Below are 15,352 nucleotides of genomic sequence, written 5' to 3'. Positions count from 1 at the left end.
GTCAACGAATGTTATAATATCACATTCCACGCATTCATTACGATGATTAGTCGCATTATGTTACATAAAAATACGCTTCTTTTCGCAGCATTATCCGCTGCCCTTTGGGGCACAACAGCACAAGATGTTAACGCTGCCGTTGTCGCTTCGCTCAAACCGCTGGGATTCATTGCATCGGCCATTGCAGATGGGGTGACGGAAACCCAGGTTCTGCTGCCCGATGGTGCCTCTGAGCATGATTATTCCCTGCGTCCATCTGATGTAAAACGCTTACAAAACGCGGACTTAGTTGTCTGGATTGGGCCGGAGATGGAAGCCTTCATGCAGAAGTCTGCGAACCAGATCGCGGACACGAAAAAGGTCACCATTGCCGAACTTTCTGGCGTGAAGCCGTTGCTCATGAAGGGGAGTGATGACGACGGTGACGAACACGAAGGTCATCATGCTCATGATGAAAAAGGTGACGGGGATCACCATCACGGCGAGTACAATATGCATCTTTGGCTCTCCCCAGAGATAGCGCGGCTTTCGGCGGTTGCAATCCATGACAAATTAGTGGAACTTATGCCGCAAAGTCGAGCCAAACTAGACGCCAACCTGAAAGATTTTGAGGCACAATTAGCCGCAACCGACAAGCAGGTGGGTAACGAGCTGGCACCGCTGAAAGGAAAAGGGTATTTCGTTTTTCATGACGCCTATGGCTATTACGAAAAACACTACGGCCTGACCCCGCGTGGGCATTTTACCGTCAACCCTGAAATTCAGCCTGGTGCGCAGCGTTTACATGAGATCAGAACACAGTTGGTTGAGCAAAAAGCGTCCTGCGTTTTTGCTGAGCCACAGTTCAGGCCAGCGGTCGTAGAAGCCGTGGCCAGGGGAACATCCGTGCGCATGGGAACCCTTGACCCGCTAGGAACGAACATCCAGTTGAGTAAAGCGAGCTATTCGCAGTTCCTCACTCAACTGGCGAACCAGTATGCGAGCTGCCTGAAAGGAGATTAACGAGGAAGTGAATACGTGCAACAGATAGCCCGCTCTGTCGCCCTGGCATTTAACAATCTGCCCCGACCCCATCGCGTTATGCTGGGGTCGCTTACAGTTCTCACCTTAGCGGTCGCCGTCTGGCGGCCCTATGTTTACCACCCGAGTTCTGCCCCTATCATCAAAACCATCGAGCTTGAGAAGAACGAAATCCGTTCTCTGCTGCCGGAGGCCAGTGAGCCTATCGACCAGGCGGCTCAGGAAGATGAAGCCATTCCGCAGGATGAGCTGGACGATAAAACCGAGAATGAAGCCGGGATCCATGAATATGTGGTCTCCACTGGCGATACGCTGAGCAGCGTACTGAACCAGTACGGCATTGACATGGGGAATATCAGCCAGCTGGCTGCCGCAGATAAAGACCTGCGTAACCTGAAAATTGGCCAGCAGCTCTCGTGGACGTTAACGCCAGAGGGCGATCTGCAGCGCCTGACCTGGGAAATGTCCCGTCGCGAAACGCGCACCTACGACCGCACTGCAAACGGTTTCAAGATGACCAGCGAGTTGCAGAAGGGTGACTGGGTTAACAGCGTGATGAAAGGGACCGTAGGCGCAAGCTTTGTCTCCAGCGCGCGTGATGCGGGCCTGACCAGCGCTGAAATCAGCTCGGTTATCAAAGCCATGCAGTGGCAGATGGATTTCCGTAAGCTGAAAAAAGGTGATGAGTTCTCCGTACTGATGTCCCGCGAAATGCTGGACGGCAAGCGTGAGCAGAGCCAACTGGTGGGTGTACGTTTGCGCTCTGATGGCAAAGATTACTACGCCATTCGCGCTGAAGACGGCAAATTCTATGACCGCAGCGGTACCGGGCTTGCGAAAGGCTTCCTGCGCTTCCCAACGGCGAAACAGTTCCGCATTTCATCCAACTTCAACCCGCGTCGTCTGAACCCGGTCACCGGGCGTGTGGCGCCGCACCGTGGCGTGGACTTCGCCATGCCGCAGGGCACACCGGTGCTGGCAGTGGGAGATGGTGAAGTGGTTGTCGCCAAACGCAGCGGGGCTGCCGGGTACTATGTTGCGGTCCGTCATGGTCGCACTTATACCACCCGTTATATGCACCTGCGTAAGCTGCTGGTGAAACCAGGCCAGAAAGTGAAACGTGGCGACCGTATCGCCCTCTCAGGCAATACCGGACGTTCTACGGGGCCGCACCTGCATTATGAAGTGTGGATCAACCAGCAGGCGGTAAACCCGCTTACGGCGAAACTGCCGCGCACCGAAGGGCTGACGGGTAAAGATCGTAAAGATTACCTGGCGCAGGTGAAAGAGGTTGTGCCGCAACTGCGTTTCGACTAAACCCTTCCGTTTTGTCTAAAGCCGGCGTCAGTAAGCGCCGGCTTTTTCTTTTGTGCGTGGGGCGCTGCCTCGCTACACTATCGTCATTATATTTTGCATCACCAGACCCTGGAACCAGCATGGAAACCAAAAAAAACAATATTGAGTTCATTCCTGAGTTTGAAAAATCCTTTCGCCACCCGCGTAACTGGGGCGCCTGGCTTGGCGTTTACGCGTTTGCTGGCATTGCAATGTTACCAGCCTCTGTGCGCGATCCCGTTCTGGGGAAAATTGGCCGTCTTGCAGGACGAATGGGCAAAAGTGCCCGCCGTCGCGCGCAAATCAATCTCTACTACTGCTTCCCGGAAAAGAGCGATGCCGAGCGCGAAGCGATTATTGATGACATGTATACCACCGCGCCACAGGCCATGGCGATGATGGCAGAGCTGGCGCTAAAAGGGCCAGAAAAGGTCCTTAAGCGTGTTGACTGGAAAGGGCTGGAGATCATTGACGAGATGCGCCGCAACGATGAAAAAGTGATTTTTCTCGTTCCGCACGGCTGGGGAGTGGATATTCCGGCCATGCTGATGGCATCTCAGGGCCAGAAGATGGCGGCCATGTTCCATAACCAGGGTAATAAAGTCTTTGATTTCGTCTGGAACACCGTGCGTCGTCGTTTTGGTGGACGCCTGCACGCCCGTAACGATGGTATCAAGCCGTTTATTCAGTCCGTGCGACAGGGGTACTGGGGTTACTATCTGCCGGATCAGGATCACGGTCCTGAGCACAGCGAGTTTGTCGATTTCTTTGCCACCTACAAGGCGACACTTCCGGCGATTGGCCGTCTGATGAAAGTCTGCCGCGCCCGGGTTATTCCGCTGTTCCCGGTCTACGATGGCAACACGCACCGTCTGAGCATTGAGGTTCGCCCGCCGATGGACGACTTACTGACCGCGGACGATAACACCATCGCGCGTCGCATGAACGAAGAGGTGGAGGTGCTGGTGGGGCCGCATCTTGAGCAATACACGTGGATCCTGAAGTTGCTCAAAACGCGTAAGCCTGGCGAGAAAGAGCCGTATCAGCGCAAAGAACTTTACCCAAAGAAATAAAACCCCTCACGCTGACCCTCTCCCCATGGGGGAGAGGGGAACATCTTTTTATTATTCGACGGTTAATACGCGAGTGGTGTTGGTTGAGCCGATGGTGCTCATGACATCACCCTGGGTCACGATGACAATATCACCGGATACCAGGTAGCCTTTGTCGCGCAGCAGATTAACGGCATCGTGCGCCGCTGCCACACCGTCATTGGTGCTGTCAAAGTAAACCGGGGTTACGCCGCGGTACAGCGCCGTCAGGTTCAGCGTGCGCTCGTGGCGGGACATCGCGAAGATCGGCAGACCGGAGCTGATACGGGACGTCATTAGCGCGGTACGGCCCGATTCGGTCATGGTGATGATCGCCGTGACGCCCTTCAGATGGTTAGCCGCATACATGGCGGACATCGCAATCGCTTCTTCCACATTGTCGAACTGCACGTCCAGACGGTGTTTAGAGACGTTAATGCTCGGAATCTTTTCAGCGCCCAGACAGACGCGCGCCATCGCGGCAACGGTTTCTGCCGGGTACTGACCGGCTGCGGTTTCAGCGGAAAGCATGACCGCATCGGTACCGTCCAGCACGGCGTTAGCCACGTCCATCACCTCTGCACGGGTCGGCATTGGGTTGGTGATCATGGATTCCATCATCTGGGTTGCGGTGATCACCGCGCGGTTCAACTGACGCGCGCGACGGATCAGCGCTTTCTGGATGCCGACCAGTTCCGGGTCGCCAATTTCCACACCCAGATCGCCACGGGCAACCATCACCACGTCAGACGCCAGAATCACGTCGTCTATGGCATCCTGATCGCAAACGGCTTCCGCACGTTCAACTTTTGCTACGATTTTCGCGTCGCAGCCTGCATCACGCGCCAGACGACGGGCATAGTTCAGGTCTTCGCCGCAGCGCGGGAAGGAGACGGCCAGATAGTCCACGCCGATCAGCGCCGCGGTAACGATATCCGCTTTGTCTTTATCGGTCAGCGCTTCGGCAGACAGGCCACCGCCGAGTTTGTTAATGCCTTTGTTGTTAGAGAGTGGGCCGCCGACGGTGACTTCGGTGAACACCTTCATCCCCTGAACTTCCAGCACTTTCAGCTGAACACGACCGTCGTCGAGCAGCAGGATATCGCCAGGCACAACGTCAGCCGGCAGACCTTTATAGTCGATACCCACTTTCTCTTTATCGCCTTCACCTTTACCCAGGTTGGCATCAAGCAGGAATTTATCGCCGATATTGAGGAAAACTTTGCCTTCTTTGAAGGTCGAGACACGAATTTTTGGACCCTGCAGGTCACCGAGGATAGCAACATGGCGGCCCAGTTTAGCCGCGATCTCACGCACTTTGTCGGCACGTAATTTATGGTCTTCTGGCGTACCGTGAGAGAAGTTCATACGCACCACGTTGGCACCCGCGGCGATAATCTTTTCGAGGTTATTATCGCGATCGGTGGCCGGGCCTAAGGTGGTGACGATCTTAGTTCTGCGAAGCCTTCTGGACATGTAATACTCCGTTGACTGAAACAACTTTGGTGTTGCGTGAAGATTGAATCGGCCTTCATCTGCTGCAAAGCAACCGCGAGGGGACCGAATGCCGTAAATCGTTACATCGTAATTATTCGTTACGTCTTAGTTATCTACTATCAGGGAACATCGCTCTTTATAAGCAATTCTTTATCAAAACGCGATTCCTTGAGCGCTTCCTTGACACGCTTCAAGTTATCTCTGAATTTAGCGCCGCGGCGTAAGGTAAAACCGGTTGCCAGGACGTCAATCACCGTCAGCTGCGCCAGACGGGAGACCATTGGCATATAGATATCCGTATCTTCCGGAACGTCCAGAGTGATGGCGAGCGTGGCTTCTCTTGCCAGCGGCGTGCCTGCCGTCGTGAGGGCGATAACCATGGCATCGTTTTCACGCGCCAGTTGCGCGAGCTCAACCTGACTTTTGGTGCGCCCGGTATGGGAAATCAGGACCACCACGTCATCCTCGCTACAATTCATACAGCTCATGCGTTGCAACACGATGTCATCGGAATAAATGACCGGGACGTTAAAGCGGAAGAATTTATTCATGGCATCATGCGCCACGGCCGCCGACGAACCGAGTCCGAAGAACGCAATTCGCTTGGCCTGGGTCAGCAAATCGACCGCCCGGTTAACGGAACTCATATCCAGCGACTGACGCACGTGGTCAAGCGTGGCCATGGCCGATTCAAATATTTTCGCCGTGTATGCATCTACGCTGTCGTCTTCATCCACATTGCGATTAACATAGGGCGTACCATTTGCCAGACTTTGTGCCAGATGCAGTTTAAAATCAGGAAAGCCACGCGTTTCCAGGCTCCGGCAGAACCGATTCACCGTCGGCTCGCTGACGCCTGCATCCTGTGCCAGAGCGGCGATGCTTGAATGAATCGCCTGAGCAGGCGAGGCGAGAATAACTTCAGCCACTTTTCGCTCGGATTTGCTAAGGTGTTCCAGTTGAAACTGGATTTTTTCCAGCATGTTCATGTTAACAGGACGCTCATGGGTGTAAACGATTTCATCCATAGATGAAATTGAGATTCGATTTAGCCGATATTACCCTCGTGGCTTCCATAAAGGGTAACAGTCGACAAGATAATGTTGTTGTTTTTTTTCATTACTTGATCGGTGTCGGGTTTTACTGTGACCGTGTTGCGCAAAGAATCGACGCTTGTTGCGTCATCAGGCCAGCGTAATCCTCTTAAGGGGTGAAAAATCGCCGTATCGCACGCGACGTTAAGCGCTAATGGTTTCGGGAATGACGTAAAAGCAGTACAGTGCATTGTAATAAAATTACAACGATACCTGGCAGAAGCACCAGGTGATCCAACTGAGGAGAATGACATGGCGGTAACGCAAACAGCCCAGGCATGTGACCTGGTCATTTTCGGCGCGAAAGGCGATCTTGCACGCCGAAAATTGCTGCCTTCCCTGTATCAACTGGAGAAAGCGGGCCAACTTCATCCGGATACCCGTATCCTGGGTGTAGGGCGCGCCGACTGGGACAAGGACGCATACACCAAAGTCGTGCGTGAAGCGCTCGAAACTTTCATGAAAGAGAAAATTGATGAAAGTTTGTGGGATACCCTGAGCGGACGTCTCGATTTCTGCAATCTGGATGTGAACGACGTGAGCGCGTTTACCCGTCTGGGTGAGATGCTGGATCAGAAAAACCGGGTCACCATTAACTATTTCGCCATGCCACCAAGCACCTTCGGCGCCATCTGTAAAGGTCTGGGCGAAGCGAATCTGAACGCCAAACCTGCGCGTGTGGTAATGGAAAAACCGCTGGGTACCTCACTGTCTACCTCCCGCGAAATCAACGACCAGGTGGGCGAATACTTCGAAGAGTGCCAGGTCTACCGCATCGACCACTATCTGGGCAAAGAGACGGTACTGAACCTGCTGGCGCTGCGTTTTGCCAACTCCCTGTTTGTGAACAACTGGGACAACCGCACCATCGACCACGTGGAAATCACCGTGGCCGAAGAGGTGGGTATCGAAGGCCGCTGGGGTTACTTTGACCAGGCCGGTCAGATGCGTGACATGATCCAGAACCACCTGCTGCAGGTACTCTGCATGATTGCCATGTCTCCGCCATCAGACCTGACCGCTGACAGCATCCGCGACGCGAAGGTGAAAGTGCTGAAGTCACTGCGTCGTATCGACCGTTCTAACGTGCGCGAGAAGACGGTGCGTGGTCAGTACACATCCGGCTTTGCGCAGGGCAAAAAAGTCCCTGGTTATCTGGAAGAAGAGGGCGCGAACAAGTCCAGCAACACTGAGACGTTCGTGGCGATCCGCGTGGATATCGATGACTGGCGTTGGGCGGGGGTGCCGTTCTACCTGCGTACCGGTAAACGTCTGCCAGCCAAATGCTCTGAAGTTGTCGTTTACTTCAAAAACCCTGAGCTGAACCTGTTCAAAGAGTCGTGGCAGGAGCTGCCGCAGAACAAACTGACTATCCGTCTGCAGCCGGATGAAGGTGTGGATATCCAGATCCTGAACAAAGTGCCGGGACTGGATCACAAACATAACCTGCAGACCACCAAACTGGATCTGAGCTACTCCGAGACCTTCAATCAAACGCACCTGGCGGATGCTTACGAGCGCCTGCTGCTGGAAACCATGCGCGGTATCCAGGCGCTGTTTGTGCGTCGCGACGAAGTGGAAGAGGCGTGGAAATGGGTCGACTCCATCACCGAAGCCTGGGCTGCCGATCAGGATCCGCCAAAACCGTATCAGGCGGGCACCTGGGGACCTGTCGCCTCCGTGGCGATGATCACCCGTGATGGCCGCTCCTGGAACGAGTTTGAGTAAGATAATCCTCTAGCCCGAAGGTGTTATTTTACCGGTAACATGATCTAACACAGCTAGTGGCACAATTTTTATACTTTTAAGCTCCGCGTGGATTCACCCGCGGGGCTTTTTTTATTACACTGCCGGAAGCGATTTTGCCCCTGAGCTCCGGACAGCAAGCGTTTCAGCGTTGTTAACAACTGCCAGCGACTTTGTAAACTCCCGAGCCCGGACAGATAAATTAGAGGAGCTTTTATGAATCCGACATTGTTACGCGTAACACAACGCATTATCGAGCGCTCGAAAGAGACCCGTTCGGCCTACCTCGCCCGCATTGAACAGGCTAAGACCAATACCGTACACCGCTCGCAGCTGGCCTGCGGTAACCTGGCGCACGGTTTCGCCGCCTGTCAGCCTGAAGACAAAGCCTCATTAAAGAGCATGCTGCGTAACAATATCGCCATCATTACCTCCTATAACGACATGCTCTCCGCGCATCAGCCGTACGAAGTGTACCCGGACATCATCCGTAAAGCGCTGCACAGCGTGAATGCGGTGGGCCAGGTGGCGGGGGGCGTGCCGGCCATGTGTGACGGTGTGACCCAGGGGCAGGACGGGATGGAGCTGTCGCTGCTGAGCCGCGAAGTCATTGCCATGTCTGCAGCGGTCGGACTGTCTCACAATATGTTCGATGGCGCGCTGTACCTCGGCGTGTGCGACAAGATTGTCCCAGGGCTCGCCATGGCGGCGCTGTCGTTTGGTCATCTTCCGGCCATTTTTGTGCCGTCAGGTCCGATGGCCAGCGGTTTGCCAAACAAAGAAAAAGTGCGTATCCGCCAGCTGTATGCCGAAGGTAAAGCAGACCGCCAGGCGCTGCTGGAAGCGGAAGCCGCCTCTTACCATGCGCCGGGTACCTGTACCTTCTACGGTACGGCCAACACCAACCAGATGGTGGTGGAATTTATGGGGATGCAGCTTCCGGGCTCCTCCTTCATTCAACCCGATGCGCCGCTGCGCAAGGCTCTGACCGAAGCCGCCGCCCGTCAGGTGACGCGTCTGACCGGGAACGGCAACGAGTGGATGCCGCTGGGTAAAATGGTCGACGAGAAAGTGATCGTCAACGGCATCGTGGCCCTGCTGGCAACGGGGGGCTCAACCAACCACACCATGCACCTTGTGGCAATGGCACGTGCGGCTGGCATCCTGATCAACTGGGATGATTTCTCCGACATCTCTTCCGTGGTGCCGCTGATGGCGCGCCTGTATCCGAACGGTCCGGCAGACATTAACCACTTCCAGGCCGCCGGTGGCGTACCGGTGTTGATGCGTGAGCTGCTCAAGGGCGGTCTGCTGCACGAAGACGTGAACACGGTGGCGGGTTATGGTCTGCATCGCTATACCCTTGAGCCGTGGCTGAACAACGGTGAGCTGGACTGGCGTGATGGGGCGAGCGCCTCTCTTGATCCGCAGGTCATTGCTACCTTCGAACAGCCGTTCTCACGCCACGGCGGCACGAAAGTGCTGAGCGGCAACCTGGGACGCGCGGTGATGAAAACCTCTGCCGTGCCGGAAGAGAACCAGGTGATTGAAGCCCCGGCAGTGGTCTTTGAGAGCCAGCATGATGTTTTACCTGCCTTTGATGCGGGCCTTCTCGACAAGGATTGCGTGGTGGTGGTGCGTCATCAGGGACCCAAAGCGAACGGGATGCCAGAATTACATAAACTTATGCCACCACTTGGTGTATTATTGGACCGCCGTTTCAAAATTGCACTGGTCACCGATGGACGCCTCTCGGGTGCGTCAGGTAAAGTGCCTTCAGCCATCCACGTAACGCCTGAAGCGTATGATGGTGGTTTGCTGGCTAAGGTGCGTGACGGCGACATCATCCGCGTCAATGGCCAGACAGGTGAGTTAACCCTGCTGGTGGACGAAGCCGAGCTGGCGGCCCGTCAGCCGCATATTCCAGACCTGAGCGCATCGCGCGTGGGAACCGGACGCGAAATGTTTGGCGCGCTGCGTGAGAAACTCTCCGGGGCGGAGCAGGGCGCAACCTGTATTACGTTTTAAGACGACTTGATTTTATCGATCTGGCGAGAGAAAACTCTGATGAAAAACTGGAAAACAAGTGCAGAAGCAATCCTGACCACTGGCCCCGTTGTGCCGGTTATCGTGGTGAACAAACTGGAGCACGCGGTACCGATGGCGAAAGCGCTGGTTGCGGGTGGCGTTCGCGTTCTGGAAGTGACCCTGCGTACCGCCTGCGCGATGGACGCGATTCGCGCAATCGCTAAAGAAGTGCCGGATGCCATCATTGGTGCGGGTACCGTTACGAACGCAAAACAGCTGGCTGAAGTGACCGAAGCGGGCGCGCAGTTTGCCATCAGCCCGGGTCTGACCGAGCCGCTGTTAAAAGCGGCAACCGAGGGCACCATCCCGCTGATCCCGGGGATCAGCACTGTTTCTGAACTGATGCTGGGCATGGACTACGGTCTGAAAGAGTTCAAATTCTTCCCGGCAGAAGCCAACGGCGGCACCAAAGCGCTGCAGGCGATTGCGGGTCCCTTCTCTCAGGTGCGTTTCTGCCCGACGGGCGGCATCTCTCCGGCCAACTACCGTGATTACCTGGCGCTGAAGAGCGTGCTGTGCATCGGCGGCTCCTGGCTGGTACCGGCGGATGCCCTGGAAGCAGGCGACTGGGATCGCATCACCAGACTGGCTCGCGAAGCGGTTGAAGGCGCGAAGCAGTAAGCACCTCGCATCATGAAAAACGGGCCATCAGGCCCGTTTTTTTTATCCGTTAACGCTAACCGCGGCAGCGGCAGCTTTCGCCCTTGCCACGGCATCATCCACGCTATCGCCAGTGGCTAATGCCACGCCCAGTCGACGCGTACCGTCGATCTCCGGTTTCCCGAACAGGCGAACCTGCAGACCTGCCCCAACCGCGCCTTCAACGTTGTCAAAGGTGATGTTCTGGCTGGTCAGTTGCGGGAGGATCACCGCCGAGGCGGTCGGACCATACTGGCGAATACCGCCAACCGGCAGGCCGAGGAACGCGCGCACGTGCAGGGCGAACTCGGAGAGATCCTGGGAAATCAGGGTCACCATCCCGGTATCGTGCGGGCGAGGGGACACTTCGCTGAATATCACCTCATCACCGCAGACAAACAGTTCCACACCGAACAGGCCGTAACCGCCCAGCGCCAGCACCGTTTTACGGGCGATCTCCTGCGCGCGCGCCAGCGCCAGGGCACTCATCTGCTGCGGCTGCCAGGATTCACGGTAATCGCCATCCTCCTGACGGTGTCCAATCGGATCGCAGAAATGGACACCATCAACGGCACTGACGGTCAGGAGGGTAATTTCGAAATCAAACTTCACCACGCCTTCAACAATCACGCGACCGGCTCCGGCGCGACCGCCCTGTTGGGCATAATCCCATGCCTTGTCCAGCGTGCTGCTGTCGCGGATGAAGCTCTGCCCTTTACCGGAGGAACTCATCACCGGCTTAATGATGCACGGATAGCCAATCTCCTCAACGGCCTGCAGGAAAGCAGCTTTATCGCCGGCAAAACGATAGCCAGAGGTGGGTAATCCCAGCTCTTCCGCCGCCAGGCGACGAATGCCTTCGCGATTCATGGTCAGCTTCGCGGCCTTTGCACAGGGCACCACGCGCTGGCCTTCCTGTTCAAGGGCAAGCAGCGTATCGGTGGCGATGGCTTCGATTTCCGGTACGACAAAATCCGGTTTCTCACGCGTAATCAGCTCGCGCAGGGCATCGCCATCCAGCATGTTAATCACATAAGAACGGTGGGCAACGTGCATGGCGGGTGCATCGGCGTACCGGTCTACGGCAATGACTTCCACGCCTAAACGCTGACACTCAATGGCGACCTCTTTGCCCAGTTCACCCGATCCCAACAGCATTACACGCGTCGCCGCAGGTCGCAGCGCGGTTCCTAAACGAGTCATAACAATCCCCCTGAAAAAGTTGCGCGCAGTATAAACGAAAACGTTTGCGTGTGTCTTGATCGGGGCCCGTGCGCGGGGAAGAAATTTGCGCTTCTTTAGCCCCGCCAGACATTTCCTGACGCCTGCTCGCTTACGCTGTGGAACATGTACACCGTTAAGTGAGGGAAACCATGTCTGGCTGGTTAAATCAATTGCAATCACTGTTAGGGCAGAAAACGTCGCCATCCGGCGAGCAGGGGCTGAGCAAACTGGTCCCCGGGGCGCTCGGCGGGCTGGCAGGCCTGCTGGTGGCGAATAAATCCTCGCGCAAGTTGCTGGCAAAATATGGCACCGGCGCGTTACTGGCCGGTGGCGGAGCCATTGCGGGGACTGTACTGTGGAATAAATACAAGGACAGAGTACGAACCGCACATAGCGATGAACCCGATTATGGTCAGCACACGTCACCGTTGGATCTGCGCACTGAACGGTTGATCCTTGCCCTGGTTTTTGCCGCGAAAAGTGACGGGCATATCGACGATAAAGAACGGTCGGCGATTGAGCAGCAGCTGCGGGAGGCCGGTGTGGAAGAGCAGGGCAGAACGCTGGTGGCTCAGGCCATCGAACAGCCGCTGGATCCGCAGCGCCTTGCGCAAAGCGTAAAGAATGAGGAGGAGGCGCTTGAACTCTATTTCTTAAGCTGTGCCGCCATTGATATTGACCACTTTATGGAGCGCAGCTACCTCAATGCCCTCGGCGACGCGTTGAAGATCCCTCAGGACGTGCGCGACGGCATTGAGAAGGATATCAGGGAGCAAAAACAGGCGTTAGCGGGTTAACTGTCACCGTCGCGGTCATGTTTCGCTTGCATCATGCGCGTGTTTTGCCAACCTTATAGGGTGTAAAACTCAAAAGAAACATGACATGCCACCAAAAGCCCGACGTACTCCTTATGCGATCACCACGCATGGCGATACGCGCATTGACAACTATTACTGGCTCCGGGACGATTCGCGTTCCCGGCCAGAGGTGCTCGACTATTTGCACGCGGAAAATGACTATGGCCGCAAGGTCATGGCCAGCCAGCAGGCGCTTCAGGATCAGTTGCTGAATGAAATGGTGCAGCGTATTCCCCAGCGCGATGTCTCCGCACCCTGGACCAAAAACGGCTATCGTTATCGCCATATCTACGAGCCCGGTAACGAATATCCCATCTACCAGCGTCAGTCGGTGTTAAGCGCCGAGTGGGATGAATGGGATATTTTGCTGGATGCCAACCAGCGTGCTGCCCACAGCGAGTTTTATACGCTGGGCGGCATGTCGGTCTCGCCCGATAACGCCATTATGGCGCTGGCGGAAGATTACCTCTCCCGGCGTCAGTACGGCCTGCGTTTTCGCAATCTGGAAACCGGTAACTGGTACCCGGAGATGATTGCGAACGTTTCGCCGGATTTTGTCTGGGCGAATGATTCTGAAACCGTCTATTACGTGAAGAAACATGCCTCCACGCTGCTGCCTTATCAGGTATGGCGTCATACCGTCGGCACCAGTGCGGATGATGACGAGCTGGTCTACGAAGAGAAAGATGAAACGTTCTATGTCAGTCTGCATAAAACGTCGTCACGCCACTATGTGATTATCTTCCTCGCCAGCGCAACCACCTCTGAAGTTCTGCTCCTTGATGCCGAGCTGCCTGATGCGCAGCCGCTCTGCTTCCTGCCGCGTCGTAAAGATCATGAGTACAGCCTGGATCACTTCCAGCACAGCTTTTACCTGCGCTCTAACCGTGAGGGCAAAAACTTTGGCCTCTATAAAACCAAAGTACGCGATGAACGGAAATGGGAAGTGCTCATTCCTGCGCGGGAACAGGTGATGCTGGAAGGATTTACCCTCTTTACCGACTGGCTGGTGGTGGAAGAGCGCCAGCGGGGGCTGACCAGCCTGCGGCAAATTAACCGCAAAACGCGGGAGGTCATCGGGATTGCGTTTGACGATCCGGCCTATGTTACGTGGATTGGGTTTAATCCCGAGCCGGAATCGTCCCGCTTGCGCTATGGCTACTCGTCAATGACCACGCCGGATACGCTGTTTGAGCTGGACATGGAGACCGGCCAACGTCAGGTGCTTAAGCAGTCTGAGGTAAAAGGGTTTGATTCCGATAACTACCGAAGCGAACACCTGTGGGTCACCGCCCGGGATGGCGTTGAGGTGCCCGTCTCGCTCGTCTATCACAAGGCGCATTTCCAGAAAGGGAAAAACCCGATCCTGGTCTACGGGTATGGATCCTACGGCTCAAGCATGGATGCAGATTTCAGCAGCAGCAGATTAAGCCTGCTCGATCGTGGCTTTGTTTTCGCCATCGCCCACGTGCGCGGTGGTGGCGAGCTGGGCCAGCACTGGTACGAAGACGGGAAATTCCTGAAGAAGAAAAACACCTTTAACGACTACCTCGACGTCTGCGATGCGCTAATAGAACAGGGTTATGGCGATCCGCAGCTCTGCTTTGGCATGGGCGGCAGTGCGGGAGGGCTGCTGATGGGGGCTGCCATTAACCAGCGTCCTGACCGCTTCAAAGGGGTCATCGCGCAGGTTCCGTTTGTCGACGTGGTGACCACGATGCTGGATGAGTCTATTCCGCTGACGACCGGTGAGTTTGAAGAGTGGGGGAATCCTCAGGACGAGATCTATTACCGCTACATGAAAGAGTACAGCCCGTACGATAACGTGGAAGCCAAAGCCTATCCGCACATGCTGGTGACCACCGGTCTGCACGATTCACAGGTGCAATACTGGGAGCCCGCAAAATGGGTGGCGAAGCTGCGGGAGCTGAAAACCGATAATAACCTGCTGCTACTCTGTACCGACATGGACTCCGGACACGGCGGGAAATCGGGACGATTCAAATCGTATGAAGGGGTCGCGCTGGAGTATGCCTTTTTGATTGGCCTGGCACAGGAAACGCTGCCAGGCCGTGCCGGAAGTTAAGCTTCACCCAGATAGTGCTTGAGCGTTAAGCGAAGCTCCGGGCTCATTTTGTCGAGGTTGTTATACAGCCAGCGCAGGTAGCCCGGATCTTTATCGGCGATATCGGACACCGCTTTGCCGCGGTATTTGCCAAAGGTGAAGGTGGTCAGCAGCGCCGGTCGCCCGGTGATCGTCGCCATATCATCCGGCGTCCAGCCAGAGGTATTCATAATATCTATGAGTAGCGCCGCGGTAATATAGCAGTCGTACAGGGCGCGGTGATGATGCAGCCCCTCGGGCGTTCTGACGCTGAGCTTACGCGATTTATACAGCGCCATATTGCTGTATTTGATCCCCGGCCACAGACGACGCGCCAGCTTCATGGTGCAAATCCATTCGCCGGGCATCTCGGGCAGTACCCGGCGGTCAAAGCTGGCGTTGTGCGCGACATACCACGGGCTACCGTAATAGTGCGGAATGACCTCTTCAATCCAGGGTTTATCCGCCACCATCGATTCAGTAATGCGATGAATGGCCATCGCCTGCGGGCTAATCGGGCGGTCGGGACGCACCAGATGGCTCATGGGATTGACGATTTTACCGTCAATGACGTCAACAGACGCCACTTCCACTATTCCGCCCTGAAGATCGCAAGTTTCGGTATCGATGACGCGCAGCATTGAACGCTCCTGAGCT

Annotated in this window: 12 protein-coding genes; 8 read left to right on the top strand and 4 right to left on the bottom strand. The window is 55.6% G+C overall.

The features are described from left to right. The first annotated feature begins 57 nt into the window (after window positions 1-57). The 3 genes from znuA (at window position 58) to lpxM (ending at window position 3,428) form a co-directional block, all read left to right on the top strand. The gene (gene znuA / locus ACQG19_RS14790; protein WP_013096089.1) at window positions 58-1,002 is read left to right on the top strand and encodes a zinc ABC transporter substrate-binding protein ZnuA; all 945 of its coding nucleotides are present in this window, start codon (window positions 58-60) and stop codon (window positions 1,000-1,002) included. Window positions 1,003-1,017: 15 nt separating this feature from the next. Next, the gene (gene mepM, locus ACQG19_RS14785; protein WP_013096090.1) at window positions 1,018-2,337 is read left to right on the top strand and encodes a murein DD-endopeptidase MepM; all 1,320 of its coding nucleotides are present in this window, start codon (window positions 1,018-1,020) and stop codon (window positions 2,335-2,337) included. Window positions 2,338-2,456: 119 nt separating this feature from the next. After that, window positions 2,457-3,428: a lauroyl-Kdo(2)-lipid IV(A) myristoyltransferase gene (lpxM, locus tag ACQG19_RS14780; protein WP_040019981.1), complete on the top strand. Its 972-nt coding sequence runs from the start codon at window positions 2,457-2,459 to the stop codon at window positions 3,426-3,428. 51 nt (window positions 3,429-3,479) lie between these two features. Here the strand turns inward: lpxM and pyk are convergent, their stop codons facing one another. Both pyk and ACQG19_RS14770 read right to left on the bottom strand, forming a co-directional pair. Beyond that, on the bottom strand, window positions 3,480-4,922 hold the full coding sequence (pyk, locus tag ACQG19_RS14775) for a pyruvate kinase (RefSeq protein WP_246932680.1): 1,443 nt from the start codon (window positions 4,920-4,922) through the stop codon (window positions 3,480-3,482). A 140-nt stretch (window positions 4,923-5,062) separates the two neighbouring features. After that, a complete protein-coding gene (locus ACQG19_RS14770) occupies window positions 5,063-5,932 on the bottom strand; it encodes a MurR/RpiR family transcriptional regulator (RefSeq protein WP_029882312.1) in 870 nt (289 codons plus the stop codon). Window positions 5,933-6,289: 357 nt separating this feature from the next. On the opposite strand from ACQG19_RS14770, the gene zwf reads away from it, so the two are divergent. The 3 genes from zwf (at window position 6,290) to kdgA (ending at window position 10,492) form a co-directional block, all read left to right on the top strand. After that, window positions 6,290-7,765, top strand: coding sequence for a glucose-6-phosphate dehydrogenase (gene zwf / locus ACQG19_RS14765; protein WP_014832396.1), 1,476 nt, complete (start codon window positions 6,290-6,292; stop codon window positions 7,763-7,765). 234 nt (window positions 7,766-7,999) lie between these two features. Next, a complete protein-coding gene (gene edd, locus ACQG19_RS14760; protein WP_029882311.1) occupies window positions 8,000-9,811 on the top strand; it encodes a phosphogluconate dehydratase in 1,812 nt (603 codons plus the stop codon). 39 nt (window positions 9,812-9,850) lie between these two features. Beyond that, entirely contained in the window at window positions 9,851-10,492 is a 642-nt protein-coding gene (gene kdgA, locus ACQG19_RS14755; RefSeq protein WP_029882310.1) for a bifunctional 4-hydroxy-2-oxoglutarate aldolase/2-dehydro-3-deoxy-phosphogluconate aldolase, read from the top strand. Between the two features lie 42 nt (window positions 10,493-10,534). On the opposite strand, the gene purT is transcribed toward kdgA, so the two are convergent. Then, window positions 10,535-11,713, bottom strand: coding sequence for a formate-dependent phosphoribosylglycinamide formyltransferase (gene purT / locus ACQG19_RS14750; protein ID WP_044158213.1), 1,179 nt, complete (start codon window positions 11,711-11,713; stop codon window positions 10,535-10,537). 170 nt (window positions 11,714-11,883) lie between these two features. On the opposite strand from purT, the gene ACQG19_RS14745 reads away from it, so the two are divergent. Next, window positions 11,884-12,531 carry a tellurite resistance TerB family protein gene (locus tag ACQG19_RS14745; RefSeq protein WP_020690815.1) on the top strand — a complete coding sequence of 216 codons (648 nt, stop codon included), beginning with the start codon at window positions 11,884-11,886 and terminating at the stop codon, window positions 12,529-12,531. 85 nt (window positions 12,532-12,616) lie between these two features. Continuing rightward, complete coding sequence (gene ptrB / locus ACQG19_RS14740; protein WP_020690816.1) at window positions 12,617-14,677, top strand: oligopeptidase B; 2,061 nt, start codon at window positions 12,617-12,619, stop codon at window positions 14,675-14,677. On the opposite strand, the gene exoX is transcribed toward ptrB, so the two are convergent. After that, window positions 14,674-15,336, bottom strand: a complete 663-nt coding sequence (gene exoX, locus ACQG19_RS14735; protein WP_013096100.1) for an exodeoxyribonuclease X — start codon at window positions 15,334-15,336, stop codon at window positions 14,674-14,676. The genes ptrB and exoX overlap by 4 nt on opposite strands. Window positions 15,337-15,352: the final 16 nt, after the last annotated feature.

The organism is Enterobacter cloacae complex sp. 277I4 (assembly GCF_050031465.1).
GTDB lineage: Bacteria > Pseudomonadota > Gammaproteobacteria > Enterobacterales > Enterobacteriaceae > Enterobacter > Enterobacter cloacae.
Note: the sequence above shows the minus strand (reverse complement) of the source record. Positions and strands in the feature narration are given on the sequence as shown.

What these genes read in the sequence shown, in the direction of transcription:
- ptrB (WP_020690816.1), top strand. Translation starts at nt 12,617, where the DNA reads ATGCCACCAAAAGCCCGACGTACTCCTTATGCGATCACCACGCATGGC.
- lpxM (WP_040019981.1), top strand. Translation starts at nt 2,457, where the DNA reads ATGGAAACCAAAAAAAACAATATTGAGTTCATTCCTGAGTTTGAAAAA.
- kdgA (WP_029882310.1), top strand. Translation starts at nt 9,851, where the DNA reads ATGAAAAACTGGAAAACAAGTGCAGAAGCAATCCTGACCACTGGCCCC.
- ACQG19_RS14770 (WP_029882312.1), bottom strand. Translation starts at nt 5,932, where the DNA reads ATGAACATGCTGGAAAAAATCCAGTTTCAACTGGAACACCTTAGCAAA.
- zwf (WP_014832396.1), top strand. Translation starts at nt 6,290, where the DNA reads ATGGCGGTAACGCAAACAGCCCAGGCATGTGACCTGGTCATTTTCGGC.
- exoX (WP_013096100.1), bottom strand. Translation starts at nt 15,336, where the DNA reads ATGCTGCGCGTCATCGATACCGAAACTTGCGATCTTCAGGGCGGAATA.
- edd (WP_029882311.1), top strand. Translation starts at nt 8,000, where the DNA reads ATGAATCCGACATTGTTACGCGTAACACAACGCATTATCGAGCGCTCG.
- purT (WP_044158213.1), bottom strand. Translation starts at nt 11,713, where the DNA reads ATGACTCGTTTAGGAACCGCGCTGCGACCTGCGGCGACGCGTGTAATG.
- znuA (WP_013096089.1), top strand. Translation starts at nt 58, where the DNA reads ATGTTACATAAAAATACGCTTCTTTTCGCAGCATTATCCGCTGCCCTT.
- pyk (WP_246932680.1), bottom strand. Translation starts at nt 4,922, where the DNA reads ATGTCCAGAAGGCTTCGCAGAACTAAGATCGTCACCACCTTAGGCCCG.
- ACQG19_RS14745 (WP_020690815.1), top strand. Translation starts at nt 11,884, where the DNA reads ATGTCTGGCTGGTTAAATCAATTGCAATCACTGTTAGGGCAGAAAACG.